We start from the raw sequence: 13144 nt of genomic DNA, 5'->3' as shown, positions 1-13144 counted from the left end.
AGACGCTCGAGGCGACTCAAATCCACCTCAACACCAGAAGGAGCGAACGAAACCATAACCGCATCATGACAGCACCCGCCGACAAATCCGGGTGGCTGACTGCGGTCCGAAGGTGTCAGACGGTGGCGCTGGTGGCAATCGCCTCGGAGTTCAAGACGCTGAGGTGCTGCCAATAGATCCAGTCGGCGATTGCGGCACGCTGATCGGCGGCTTCTGTCGCGGTGTGCGCTTTGTGAAGCGCGAGTTCCTGGGCGTGGTCGGCGTAGGTGACAAAATGCTGCAGCTGCGCCTGACCGCGCTCTGGTGCGTTGCTGAGCAAGGGACGAAAGACCTCGAACCACAGCAGCGCGCGATTGTCATCGGGTGGAGTGGTGTCGGTGGGCGGTGCGGGAAGAACTTCGGTGAGCCCGCTGGGGGCGATCGCCGCCAATTTCGTTGCGGCGTCAGGTGATATGACCTGGAGCCGGTGGCGGCCTTCCATTTGGCCGTTCTCGGGAATGTCGTCCGGACGGAGGATGATCTTGGGTGCGCCCGGATCGAAGCCCTTGAACTGGTCTTCGGTCGCGATGACAGCGCGCAGGTCGGTGTCATGGTGCTGCGCCCAACCATGAAGCGCGAGAATGGGATACGTCGTCCAATTGCCGCGGACCTTGGTAGGAATACTCTCGTCGGCGGTGGCCATCTTGACCCGTTCGGGGAGGTTCACGCCTTCGGGGATGTAGCCGAGGCCGTAATTGTTGGCGACGACGATGGTTCCGTCTTTCGTGAGCCCGGTGACCCAGAAGAAGCCCATGTCGGTGTTGCCGACGTTCAACGCCGCGGCGATACGGTGCGCTAATTGAGCAGGATCGCTGCCGGACCTCCGTAAGGTGGCAGCGGCGACCGCCTCGCGTTGGGCTCGGGCAGCCGAAACCGGAACGGGCGCAGGAGCTCCGACGGTGTTGGTACCCGCAGCAGCGGCCGCGGTTGGGGGAATGCCGGCGGCCGCGGGAGCGGTGGAGGCGACGGGTGCCGCGGGTGGAGGTGTCGCGGGTGGACCGAGTTGAACAGGCGGCGCCGGAGTCGGGGCGGCCGCGGTTGGCGGCGGCGCGACGGGCGCCGAGCCCCCACTGGTCGTCGAGCCGGCGGCAGATGGGGCTTGGCTCGGCTGCGTTGCTGCAGGTGCGTCGGGAAGTGGGGGAGGAGCAGGTGGTTGCGAGGCGGGCATCGGAGCGGATGGTTGGGGCGGTGGAATAGGCGCCTGCGCCGCTCGGGTCGCCGCATCGGCAATTGACCGTTGAAAGTCGGAAATTGGCGTTTGATTCGCCGCTGCTGCAGCAGGATTCATAGTGCTGGGAGTGCTGGGCGTAGTCGGGGTCGATGGTGCTGAAGGAGCCGATGGTGTCGATACGCCACCCGACATAGGACTGGTCGGTGCGCTGACGCGGGCAGGTGAGGGCGCGCTAGCGCCGCCAGATCCACCAGGGAGACCCGGAATGCCGGGTCCGACAAGTGGGCCAGGGGACTGGGCTGGAGATGCTCCGCTACTTGATGTATGCGGTGGCACCGAAAGGGCATTTTCTGATGGGGCCGAAGGGTCGGCTGTATTGGCCGGAACTTCGAATGCGGATTCCCGTTCTGCAGGCGGAAAGTTCGGCGGAACCTGGGTCGGTGCGTCCTCGTCAACGGAATTCAAATCGCCAGGGACGGATGCGTCGGCCCCAGGCAGCTCCGCCGGAATGCCAGGCAAGACAGACGGTGCTTCTGGATCGGCAGTATTGCTCGCGGGCACGAAGGAAGGCCCGTCCTTCGTTGATTCGCCGTTGGAAAGATAGATATCCTTCGGAGCTTCTGGACGCACCGGCGCCGCAGCCGGCCCGACGGTCCCAGCGAGGAGCTTGGCAGCCGCGGCCGCCACCGTAGACATGTTTTCGTTGCGAATGGCGGAAATGCCCTGTTCTATTGCGGCGGCCTTCGCATCTTCAGGGATGTCTTTATGTGCCCGGATCCAGTCAAGAATCGTATTAGCCAGTTCAACCGTGCTGGTTATCTCATTCTTAGCGGTGATTGTTGCGACCGTGCTGTCGTTGAATAGTCGTGCCGCAGCGCTTAACTTCTCTATGACCGACTCGAGGTCAGCTATGCGTCGATCGAGGGACTGACAGGCACCGCTAGCAGCTTTGCCGGACCAAATAGCGGCTCCACCGAATATTTCAGATTTCTCGTGCCTTGCTTCTCCTGCCTCGTTTTCCACAGACCGAGACGCGTTCTCGAATGCTTGGGCGCATGTTTTCAGCAGATCCTCATCGACTTCAGGCCACGCCGGAGAAGCAGTCAGCCCGTACGGGTCATGGGGCCGAGGGATCGCCATCGTCTAAGCCCCAACCGCATTACATGCTTCGTAGATAGAAGACGCTGCATTACGGGAGGTGCTTGTCAGGAACGAATCCGCAGGAGTATAGGTCGGAAGAGCCGCTGCGTAGGCTCGCCGATATTGTGCTGCAAACGTTGCAAAGTCTCGAACAACGGGATTAGAGCTGGCTCGCCCCAGATCATCCATGCGATCAGCGAAACGCTCCATTGTAGGAATAACCGCATCTACGATAGAACGCTGCTCTGATGTCCATTCAGTGGCGGGTATGGAGGAGTCGAGAGCCTGCCAGGGCTTTGTGTCCTCGTTGAACTGGTTCAGAATACGGTCCCAGTCTGCGCAGATCGAGTCGGGCGAGACCATGAAACGCTCAGGCTTGTCAGGATCTGTGAGCGGTGGGAGCGTTGTTGGCGCTGGCGGCGCATCTACGAGTGGAGCCCGTGCCGCGGCTGAGCCGTAATCTATTGCAGCGCAGACATAAACAATCATCCCACCTGTCGCGGTTACTACACGTGCTAGATGTTCATCGCTTGGTGTATATGACTGAATTGCATCGCTGTAGGCGCGCGCATACGCGATGAATTGCTCGTAGGTCTCCTTGAGGACGCGGTGGGGCGTGACTTCGGCAAGCCGGACTGTCGCATCGGCGGCGTTTCGCGCGGCCTTACCGACCGCCTCGTATTGCGCGCGTTGCTCCGGAGTCCATTGCGAAGCCGGAATCGTTGGGTCCCGCTTATCCCAGCCATTTCTTTGAACGTTGGTGAATGTGTCATTGATCGGCACCCATGCCGCGCAAGTAGGGTCCTCAGTGATGATGGTGACTGGGCCCTTGTCGTCAGCGCTTGCTAGGCCGTAGGTCTCGCCCGACGGTGACGTGTCTCCGCCATCTCCATCATCCGAGGTCACCAAAATCGTCACTGCGGCAGTCAATCCGATGACGGCTAGGAGAGCTACTCCGCCAAGCGCCCACTTCCAGCCATTGCCCCGCTTCTTCGGAGGTGGACCTGGCGACCACTGCTGTTGCGGCCACGGCGGCTGGTGCGGAGGACCCCACTGGCCCGAATTCCCCTGAGGTGGACCGTAATTCCCTGGCGAGGGTCCTCCTGGCGGCGGCGGATAGCTCACAGGGCGATCTCCGGTCCCCCCTTGGCCGAACGCATCGGGTTCGACGCGAGTGCGTCATCGGGAGCATGCTCTCCATCATCGCCCGGTGCTGCCTGACCCTGCGCCAGTTCGGAAGTCGTTTCGGGCGTGACCTCCTCGGCGCCGCCCGTTGAGCCACCGTCGCCGCCCGTACGCGCAGCGGCGTCGAGCAATTCGAGGCGTTTGAGGATCTCCTCGGCGAGTTGTCCATCTACAGCGTCGTACGTGTTCGCGGCGTTGACCACGTTCTGCGCGTACTTGGTCAATTCTTCTTTCGTGACCGGCATCTGCGCGAGCACCGGATCCACGACCTCGGTCACCTTCGCCGCGATCGCCGCGGACAAGGCGTCGCCTCCCGTCGGCCTGTACACCGTCGGCGGCTCAGGAATGTCGGCGGCGATTCCGCGCAACCTCTCACCGGCTTCGCGCACCAGGCCCGTATCGACCCGCAGAACCTCAGTCATCGTTACTCCACACCACGCTCAGCGTCGGGCAAGCCCCCTCAGGCGTCACGGAGCAAATGCTACCGGACCTGCAATATCAGCCACGCCAGCAGTTTGAGACCGCCATTTCCCGAAAGCGAGGTCTACCCAATCGCTGATCGCAGCCGCGCCACGCCTGACGAGTTACCTTCTGCGTCCATTCGACGCCTTGCCAACCAGTGACCACACCACGAATGCCGCCCCCCGCAGCAAAGAGAACAGAACGAGTCCGCCGCCTGCTGGACTAGCGTTGGCCTGTGGCCGAACCCGATCCGAAGGCGCTCGACGACCTTTTCAACCGCTTCCTTCACACCGAAGACGACGCGCTCCGGGAGACCCGTGAATCCGCCGACGCAGCCGGCATGCCCGCCATCGAGGTGTCTGCTCAACACGGCAGACTCCTCTACCTCCTGACAACCGTGTCGTCAGCAACCCGCGCCTTGGAAATCGGCACCCTCGCCGGGTACAGCACCATTAACCTCGCCCGCGGCGTGGGGCCCGACGGGCACGTCGTCACCCTCGAATACGAACCCAAGCACGCCGCGATCGCGCGGGAGAACTTCATCCGAGCGGGGGTGCAAGACCGCGTCGAGATCATCGTCGGAGCGGCACTCGACACCTTGCCGACCCTCTCGGAGCGCGGCGACACCTTCGACCTCACTTTCATCGACGCCGACAAAGAAAACAACATCGCGTATGTCGAGTGGGCTATCAAGCTAGGCAAGCCGGGCTCGATCATCGTGGTGGACAACATCGCTCGCTTCGGACGCGTTCTCGATCCGGCCCCCGACGACCGTCAAGCACGAGCCGTTCGCGAGATGCTCGAGATGATGGGCAACCATCCGCAATTGGAAGCCGCCGCGATCCAGACCGTCGGCACCAAAGGCTGGGACGGCTTCGCGGTCGCCCGTATCACCGCGTAGCCCTTGGCATTGCCCATTCGGTGAACTCCGCCGCCCAGTTGTGTTATCCAGAGCCCGAAGAGCTCTCCACCCGCTTGAGGGCTCGCGACGAAGGAGGCCCTCGTGGCGTCGAAGTCGTTCTCGATCGCGGTGTTCGCGAGCTGCACCGCGCTGATCCTGTCGCCAGTCGCCAGCGCGGATCGCGTTGAACCACCGCCGCTGTACGGGTACTACGACGTGTTCATCGACTTCTCGAAGCAGACGTTCAACGGTCTGCCGACGCCGATGAATTCGATAACCGTGCCTGTTCCATTCACTACCCATTGCGACGTAAACGGTTGCGTCGTGCGTTGGGACAACAAGGACAACCATGCCCGCAATCCGGGCGCCCCCTTGGTTTACGAGTACAGATGGAATAACGACCGTTGGGAAACCAGTGGGAAGTATCCCTACTTCTGCGATCGGAACGATCCCAGCAGCGCCGTGCAGGCCCAACGGTCGGACTATCTCATGCCCAACCCTGACGGCAGCTTCTTCGGCGAGCGGACCTTAGTCACCGAGGGAGCCGGTTGCCCCGGTGAAGGACCAGGCACACATTGGGTTCCGATCAGGCTGACACCCATCGACCCGCCGCCACCCGGCTGATCGGCTAGCTGCAGACTGCGCCGACCGCCGCCGAGTGCACCAGCTTCGTGTACTTCGCCAGGACGCCCGTGGTGTACACCGGAGGCAACGGCTCGAAGCCGACCTTGCGCGCCTCGAATTCCTGCGGATCGACCAGCACATCCAACGTGCCGTTGCCGACGTCGAGGCGGATACGGTCGCCGTCGCGCAGGAACGCGATGGGGCCGCCGTCGACGGCTTCGGGCGCCACGTGTCCGACGCACAGTCCCGTGGTGCCGCCGGAGAATCGCCCGTCCGTCATGAGCAGCACGTCCTTGCCGAGCCCGGCGCCCTTGATGGCACCGGTGATCGCCAGCATCTCGCGCATCCCGGGACCGCCCTTGGGCCCCTCGTAGCGGATCACGACGACGTCGCCGGCCTGGATCGTGCCGTCTTCCAACGCGTCGAGTGCAGCGCGCTCGCGCTCGAAAACCCTTGCGGTGCCCTCGAACACGTCCGAATCGAAGCCCGCCGACTTCACGACCGCTCCTTCGGGCGCCAGCGAACCGTGCAGGATCGTGATGCCGCCGGTGGGGTGGATCGGATCGGCCAGGGCGCGTAGCACTTTGCCGTCCGGGTCAGGCGGCGCGATGTGCGCGAGATTCTCGGCCATCGTCTGACCGGTGACCGTCAGGCAATCCCCATGCAGCAGACCAGCGTCCAGCAGAGCCTTCATGACCACCGGCACGCCGCCGATGCGATCGACGTCGAACATCACGTGCTTGCCGAACGGCTTGACGTCGGCCAGGTGCGGCACCTTCTGCCCGACGCGCGTGAAATCGTCGAGGGTCAACTTGACGTTCGCCTCGTGGGCGATGGCCAGCAGATGCAGCACCGCGTTGGTCGACCCGCCGAACGCCATCACGACGGCGATCGCGTTTTCGAACGCCTCCTTGGTCATGATGTCGCGCGCGGTGATACCGCGGCGGAGCAGATCCACGACGGCCTGGCCTGACCGGCGGGCGAACCCGTCGCGCCGGCGGTCCGTGGCCGGCGGCGCCGCCGAACCCGGCAGCGACATGCCGAGCGCTTCGGCCGCCGAGGCCATCGTGTTCGCGGTGTACATGCCGCCGCAGGCGCCTTCGCCCGGACAGATCGCGCGCTCGATCGCGTCGACGTCCTCGCGGGGCATCAGGCCGCGTGCACACGCTCCGACCGCCTCGAACGCGTCGATGATCGTCACGTCCATCTCGGTGCCGTCGGACAGCTTGGCCTTGCCCGGCAGTATCGACCCGGCGTAGAGGAACACGTTGGCGAGGTCGAGGCGCGCGGCGGCCATCAACATGCCGGGCAGCGACTTGTCGCATCCCGCCAGCAGCACCGAGCCGTCCAACCGCTCGGCCATCATCACCGTCTCGACGCTGTCGGCGATGACCTCGCGCGACACCAGCGAGAAGTGCATGCCCTCGTGGCCCATCGAGATGCCGTCGGACACCGAGATGGTGCCGAACTCCATCGGGAACCCGCCGGCCGCGTGCACGCCGTCCTTGACCGCCTTTGCGAGGCGGTCGAGCGAGAGGTTGCACGGCGTGATCTCGTTCCACGACGACCCGACACCGATCTGCGGCTTGGCGAAGTCGTCGTCCTCCATGCCTACCGCCCGCAACATCCCGCGGGCGGCGGCCTTCTCGAGACCGTCGGTGACGTCGCGACTGCGGGGCTTGATGTCGGGCTCCGCCCGACGGCGGGCTTCGGTGTCCGGAGGCTGTGAGGGCATCAAACAAGTATGCCTTCGGCGTTTCACCCGGCCAAACCAATATCTATACCCCGGCGGGGTATGCGGTAGTCTGGGGTCATGACGTCGTTGATCGCTCGCCTTGCCGCTGTCCTGATCGCCCTCGCCGCCGCGCTGCTCGTGGCATCCTGCAGCGGCAATGCATCCGACGGTCACACCGAACACAAGCAACCGGATGAGCCGGTGATCAGCGGGCAACCGGCCGGCTTCAACTCCGATGACGTCGCCTTCGCGACGAACATGATCCCGCACCACCAGCAGGCCGTCGAGCTCTCGGCCTTGGTTCCGGAGCGCTCGACGAATCCGGAGGTGAAAGCGCTCGCCGAGCAGATCTCCGCCGCGCAGGAGCCAGAGATCCAGGCCATGAAGGTGCTGCTCGTGCAGTGGAACGAAAACCCAGACTCCGACACCGGGCACGGCGGACACGGCGGACATGGCGCGATGCAGGGCATGGTCGACGACGCCACCATGGCCAAACTCAGGTCTTTGTCCGGTCCGGAGTTCGACACCCTGTGGCTCGAGTCGATGATCAGCCACCACCAGGGGGCGATCGAGATGGCTCGAGCCGAACTCGCGAACGGCGAGAACGTCGATGCCAAGCGCCTGGCGCAGACGATGGTCGATACCCAGCAGGCCGAGATCGACCAGATGAACCGAATGTTGAAGGGCTGAAATGACTGCGGTGCATGGTTATTCAGAGCAGAAGGACAACTACGCCAAGCGGCTGCGCCGCATCGAGGGCCAGGTTCGCGGTATCGCGAAGATGATCGAGGACGACAAGTACTGCATCGACGTGCTCACCCAGATCAGTGCGGTCAACAGCGCGCTGCAATCGGTCGCGCTCGGCCTGCTGGACGAACACCTCGGGCACTGCGTGTCCCAAGCCGTCGCGGAGGGCGGTGAGGAGGCCGACGTCAAGCTGGCCGAGGCGTCGGCGGCCATCGCGCGACTGGTGCGGTCCTAATCGCCCAACGCGTCGTCGATGCGCCTGACCTTCGCCGTCAGCTGATCGGTGTGGCCGGGGCGGATGTCGGCTTTGAGGACCAGGCTCACGCGTGGCGATGCCGCGGCGACCGCGTCGACGGCCCGCTTCACCACATCCATCACCTCGTCCCAGTCGCCTTCGAGGTTGGTGAACATCGCATTGGTTTCGTTGGGCAGCCCCGACGCGCGGACCACCTTCACCGCTTCGGCGACGGCGTCGCCGACGCTCTCATCTGCGCCCATCGGGCTCACGCTGAAGGCCACAATCATTCGACCAGCCTGCCACCCGTAACACTGGGCGCGTGCCGACGATGAACAGTGCAGGTCAAGGGTGTGGATTGAGCGCTGCCCAGGTTTCGGGGCGGCCCGGACGGCAGGGAGCGCTCCGCGCGCTATGCCACACTGGTGGAAGTTCTGCGACTGGGAGGTTATGTATGCGCAGGCCAAAGCGCAGCCGACTGCTCACTGCCATCCTGGCGGCGGGTCTTGTCGGCGGGATGCTGCTCAGCAGCCCGTCAGCCCTGGCTCAGCCCGTTCCGCCGCCACCGGCGCCCGTCGATCCGGCCGTCGCGCCGGCTCCGCCACCGCCACCGGCAGTGCCACCGCCTCCGCCGGCCAATCCGTTGGCGGCTCCGGCGCCGCCGGCCCCGCCCGCGCCGCCCGCCGAGGTAGCGGCGCCACCACCGCCGTCGAACCCGTTCTTCGGCCCGCCCGACCCGCTGGCTCAGCAGCATCCGATCCCGGAGGGCACGCCCGCCGGGCAGAACCCCACGCCCTATGTCGGCGCGCCGGTGTTCGCACCGCCGTCATTCAATCCGACCGACGGCTCGATCGTCGGCGCCGCCAAGCCGATCTACATCAACTTCCAGCGGCCGATCGCCAACCGGGCGATGGCCGAACAAGCTATCCACATCTCGTCGAACCCGCCGGTGCCGGGCCGCTTCTACTGGACCACCGATACTCAGGTGCGGTGGCGTCCGCAGGACTTCTGGCCCGCGGGCACCGTGGTGAACATCGACGCCTCCGGCACCAAGTCGAGCTTCACGGTGCCCGAGCAACTCGTCGCGACCATCGACAACAAGTCGTTGCAGATGGAGATCCACCGCAACGGCGAGCTGGAGAAGACCTTCCCCGTGTCGATGGGTAAGAAGGGCAACGACACCAAGAACGGCACCTACTACGTGCTGGAGAAGTTCCCCGAGATCGTGATGGATTCGTCCACCTACGGTGTGCCGGTGGATTCGCCCGACGGCTACAAGCTCAAGGTGAAGGACGCCGTGCGCATCGACAACAGCGGCGTGTTCGTGCACAGCGCGCCGTGGTCGGTCGGATCACAGGGCGAAGAGAATGTCAGCCATGGCTGCATCAACCTGAGTCCGGCCAACGCGAAGTGGTTCTTCGACAACTTCGGCAGCGGTGACGCGGTCGTCATCAAGAACTCGACCGGGATCTACAACCAGCCCGACGGCGCGTCGGACTGGCAGATGTTCTGACCGAGATCCCTAGTTCCAGATGCGCACTCGCCGTTCGGGTTCCAGGTAGAGCGCGTCGTCTTCGGTGACGTCGAACGCGTCGTAGAACGCGTCCATGTTGCGGATGACGCCGTTGCACCGGAACTCCGGCGGCGAGTGCGGGTCGATCGCTAGCCGTCGAATCGCCTCGGCGTCGCGGGATTTCGCCCGCCACACCTGAGCCCAGCCATAGAAGACCCGTTGTTCGCCCGTCAAGCCGTCGATGACGGGCGCCTCCCGGTCACCGAGCGACAGCCGATAGGCCAGTAGGGCGATCGACAGCCCGCCGAGGTCGCCGATGTTCTCGCCGACGGTGAACGCGCCGTTCACGTGGTGCCCATTGCTCAACGCACGCGGCACGTACTCGTCGTACTGCTCGATCAACCTTTTCGTGCGGGCCCCGAACTCCGTGCGATCCTCGTCGGTCCACCAGTCGACCAGGTTGCCGTCGCCGTCGTACTTGGCGCCCTGATCGTCGAAGCCGTGCCCGATCTCGTGGCCGATCACCGCGCCGATGCCGCCGTAGTTCGCGGCGTCGTCGGCCTCGGCGTCGAAGAACGGCGGCTGCAGAATCGCTGCGGGAAAGACGATCTCGTTCATACCCGGGTTGTAGTAGGCATTAACGGTCTGCGGCGTCATGAACCACTCGTCACGGTCGACGGGTCCGCCGAGCTTGGCCATCTCGCGGTCGTACTCGAAGGCGTAGCCGCGCCGGTAGTTGCCGTACAGATCGTCGCGCTCGATCACCAAATTCGAATAGTCGCGCCACTTCGCCGGATAACCGATCTTCGGCGTGAACTTGTCGAGTTTGGCCAGCGCCTTCTCCCGTGTGGCCGGCGTCATCCAGTCCAGCGAGTTGATGCTGACGCGGTATGCCTCGCGGATGTTGGCGACGAGTTCGTCCATCCGCTGTTTGGCGTGCGGCGGGAAATGCCGCTCGACGTAGAGCTTGCCGACGGCATCGCCCATCAGGCTCTCGACCACCGACACCGCGCGCTTCCACCGGTCGCGGATCTGCTCGGTGCCTGAGAGCCGACGACCGTAGAACGCGAAGTCCTCGGCTATCAGGTCGTCGGTCAGCAGGAACGCGCGGGCGTGGATGACCCGCCAGCGCAGCCACCGCTTCCAGTCCTCGAGATCCCCGCCAGACCACTCGGCGGCGAATGCGGTCAGGTAATCGGGTTGGCGGACAACGACTTCCGCAGCCCTTTCCGGAGACGCGCCCAGCTCGGTGATCCAACCGGCCCAGTCGAAGCCGGGCGCCTCGGCGGGCAGGTCGGCGAAGGCGCGCAAATTGTAGGTGAGGTCGGCGTCGCGACGCTTGACGACGTCCCAGTGCGCGGCGGCCAGCTTGGTCTCCAGCGCGACGATGCGCGCCGCGGTGTCGTCGTGGTCACCCTCGCCGTAGGCCAACCCGAACATCGCCGCGATGTGCCGCGGATAGGCGGCGAGGATCTCGGCGTGCTGCTCGTCGCGGTAATAGGACTCGTCGGGCAGGCCCAGACCGGACTGGTTGAAGTGCAGCAGGTACCGCGTGGAGTCCTTGGAGTCGGTGTCGACGTAGACACCGGTGCCGCCGCCGATGCCGGTGCGCTGCAATGCACCCAGCACCCGGGCCAGCGCCTCGGGGGTGTCGGCTGCGTCGATCGCCGCCAACTCCTCCAGCAGCGGTTGCACACCGCGCGCGGCGACTGTCTGTTCGTCCATGAAGCTGGCGTACAGGTCGCCGATGCGCTGTTCGTCGGTGCCCGGCGCCGCGCCCGATGCTGCCGCGCCGGTGATGAGGTCGCGGACATGCTCCTCGGCGCGGTCGTAGAGCGAGCGGAACGCGCCGTCGGTGGCGCGGTCGCCCGGCATCTCGTAATCGGTCAGCCAGCGGCCGTTCACGTGGCCGAAGAGGTCGTCTTGCGGGCGGGCCTGGGCGTCGACGTGGCTCAGGTCGATGCCTGATCGGATTGCTTCGACAGTCACCCCACCAGGGTGCCAGAACGCGCGGTGGGCCTCCCCGGCCGCTGCGGCACGGCCAGCCCTGCCAGGATCTGCGCGATCCGCTCGAAGGCGTCTGAGTTGCGGATCTCGCGGGCCAACGACTGGGCTGCGGCGCGGTAGGAACCGGCGGTGAGGACCTCGTCGACGGCGTTGGCGAGCGCCGCGCGGCCCGTTCGCGAAGTGCCGACGTTGACGCCGGCCCCCGAATGCGCGACCCGGCCTGCAACCTCCGGTTTGTCGGCCGTCGCGCCTGCGAGGACCAGCGGCACGCCGTGCGACAGCGCCAGATGCACACCGCCGTATCCGCCGTTGGTGACCATGACGTCGACATGCGGCAGAAGTTCGGCATAGGGCAGGAAGTCGGTGACGTACGCGTTGGCGGGCATGCGGCCCGGCAGTGTCGTGCGGCCGCGACGCCCAGTCGTCGCGACCACAAACAGGTCATCCCGATCGGCCAACGCATCGAGCGTCGGGCGCAGTAGCGCGTCGAGATCGTCGTTGTCCCAGGTGCCCTGAGTGACGTGAACGACCGTGCGCGCCTCGCGAGCCGGGTCCCATGGCAGGTGTCCGCGGTCCGCGGCGGGGCGCGGTATCACGGGGCCGGTGAACGCGACCGTGCCCGGCAGGTCGCTGCGCGGATACTCCAGCGAGGGCACCGTGAACTGCAGTAGGCGGTCGGCGAGCAGCGGCCAGTCCGTCAGGAACACCGGCGACGACGGCGCACCGACGGCCGCAAGCGCGGCGTTCAGGTCGGCCTGCACGTCGCCGAACAGCACGCGGTGCGTGACCCAAGTCATCGGCTCGTAGTTGAGTTCCGAGCGCGGGGCCCACGCCGTCCCGAACGGCGGTGCGTCCGCGCTGGACACCGTCAGCGGGCCGACCCCACACACCAGCAGCCACGGGCGGGGGCGGTGGCCGGTCAACAGCGGTAGTGCACCGGTGAACGCGACGTCGCACAACACCGCGTCGAACCTGTCCCGCTGCAGTGCTTTGCGCAGCGCCCAGTGCTGCGCCACCAGCGGATCGATGAACACCGACCGCATCTCGACGCGGCCCCGGTGCCAACGGTTGAGCAGCGCTGGCAGTACCCGTAGACCGCCGGGGTCGCGGCGGGGATGCGCCGCGTCGGGCAGGTCCAGCGGCGCCAGCCCGTGCTCGGTTACCGCACGGTGGTGTTCGGCTCCGGTGAGGACGGTGATGCGGTGACCACGTTGACGCAGGTCGGCACCGACGTGCAGCAGTGGCGTCACGTGCCCAGGGATCGGACTGGCGGCTATCAGGTAGTTGCCCACCGCTTCCCTTTCGTCCGCGAGTCGGAGCCGGGATACCCGAATTCGCTCGCCTGCAGTGCCGACCAGCCTGTGACGTCGGCCGCTCACCGCTGT

Annotated in this window: 13 protein-coding genes; 6 read left to right on the top strand and 7 right to left on the bottom strand. The window is 65.5% G+C overall.

Annotated features, from left to right (window positions below):
• Nucleotides 1-115: 115 nt before the first annotated feature.
• The gene (locus AU188_RS12535) at nt 116-814 is read right to left on the bottom strand and encodes an EspK C-terminal domain-containing protein (RefSeq protein ID WP_286137441.1); all 699 of its coding nucleotides are present in this window, start codon (nt 812-814) and stop codon (nt 116-118) included.
• Between the two features lie 218 nt (nt 815-1032).
• On the opposite strand from AU188_RS12535, the gene AU188_RS25520 reads away from it, so the two are divergent.
• The gene (locus AU188_RS25520; RefSeq protein WP_172799480.1) at nt 1033-1236 is read left to right on the top strand and encodes a hypothetical protein; all 204 of its coding nucleotides are present in this window, start codon (nt 1033-1035) and stop codon (nt 1234-1236) included.
• Nucleotides 1237-2353: 1117 nt separating this feature from the next.
• Here AU188_RS25520 and AU188_RS24970 read toward each other — a convergent pair.
• Nucleotides 2354-3268, bottom strand: coding sequence for an ESX-1 system-associated protein (locus tag AU188_RS24970; RefSeq protein ID WP_286137439.1), 915 nt, complete (start codon nt 3266-3268; stop codon nt 2354-2356).
• Nucleotides 3269-3471: 203 nt separating this feature from the next.
• The gene (locus AU188_RS24965; protein WP_082686612.1) at nt 3472-3957 is read right to left on the bottom strand and encodes a type VII secretion target; all 486 of its coding nucleotides are present in this window, start codon (nt 3955-3957) and stop codon (nt 3472-3474) included.
• A 275-nt stretch (nt 3958-4232) separates the two neighbouring features.
• Here AU188_RS24965 and AU188_RS12525 point away from each other — a divergent pair, with 275 nt between their 5' ends.
• A complete protein-coding gene (locus AU188_RS12525) occupies nt 4233-4898 on the top strand; it encodes an O-methyltransferase (RefSeq protein WP_059164035.1) in 666 nt (221 codons plus the stop codon).
• A 102-nt stretch (nt 4899-5000) separates the two neighbouring features.
• Nucleotides 5001-5522, top strand: coding sequence for an MBOE_33420 family protein (locus tag AU188_RS12520; protein WP_059164034.1), 522 nt, complete (start codon nt 5001-5003; stop codon nt 5520-5522).
• 4 nt (nt 5523-5526) lie between these two features.
• Here the strand turns inward: AU188_RS12520 and ilvD are convergent, their stop codons facing one another.
• Entirely contained in the window at nt 5527-7257 is a 1731-nt protein-coding gene (gene ilvD, locus AU188_RS12515; protein ID WP_059164033.1) for a dihydroxy-acid dehydratase, read from the bottom strand.
• Between the two features lie 78 nt (nt 7258-7335).
• Between ilvD and AU188_RS12510 the strand changes: the two genes are divergently transcribed.
• Entirely contained in the window at nt 7336-7947 is a 612-nt protein-coding gene (locus tag AU188_RS12510; protein WP_059164032.1) for a DUF305 domain-containing protein, read from the top strand.
• Between the two features lies 1 nt (nt 7948).
• On the top strand, nt 7949-8239 hold the full coding sequence (ricR, locus tag AU188_RS12505) for a copper-sensing transcriptional repressor RicR (protein WP_059100810.1): 291 nt from the start codon (nt 7949-7951) through the stop codon (nt 8237-8239).
• Here ricR and AU188_RS12500 read toward each other — a convergent pair.
• The gene (locus tag AU188_RS12500) at nt 8236-8529 is read right to left on the bottom strand and encodes an MTH1187 family thiamine-binding protein (RefSeq protein WP_059164031.1); all 294 of its coding nucleotides are present in this window, start codon (nt 8527-8529) and stop codon (nt 8236-8238) included. The genes ricR and AU188_RS12500 overlap by 4 nt on opposite strands.
• Before the next feature lie 164 nt (nt 8530-8693).
• Here AU188_RS12500 and AU188_RS12495 point away from each other — a divergent pair, with 164 nt between their 5' ends.
• The gene (locus AU188_RS12495) at nt 8694-9752 is read left to right on the top strand and encodes a L,D-transpeptidase (protein WP_059164030.1); all 1059 of its coding nucleotides are present in this window, start codon (nt 8694-8696) and stop codon (nt 9750-9752) included.
• Nucleotides 9753-9761: 9 nt separating this feature from the next.
• Here AU188_RS12495 and AU188_RS12490 read toward each other — a convergent pair whose 3' ends face one another.
• Both AU188_RS12490 and AU188_RS12485 read right to left on the bottom strand, forming a co-directional pair.
• Complete coding sequence (locus AU188_RS12490) at nt 9762-11741, bottom strand: M13 family metallopeptidase (protein WP_059164029.1); 1980 nt, start codon at nt 11739-11741, stop codon at nt 9762-9764.
• Nucleotides 11738-13009, bottom strand: a complete 1272-nt coding sequence (locus tag AU188_RS12485; RefSeq protein WP_286137435.1) for a glycosyltransferase — start codon at nt 13007-13009, stop codon at nt 11738-11740. The genes AU188_RS12490 and AU188_RS12485 overlap by 4 nt, the downstream gene beginning before the upstream one ends.
• Nucleotides 13010-13144: the final 135 nt, after the last annotated feature.

It is taken from the genome of Mycobacterium sp. IS-3022, assembly GCF_001500065.1.
Lineage (GTDB): Bacteria > Actinomycetota > Actinomycetes > Mycobacteriales > Mycobacteriaceae > Mycobacterium.
Note: the sequence above shows the minus strand (reverse complement) of the source record. Positions and strands in the feature narration are given on the sequence as shown.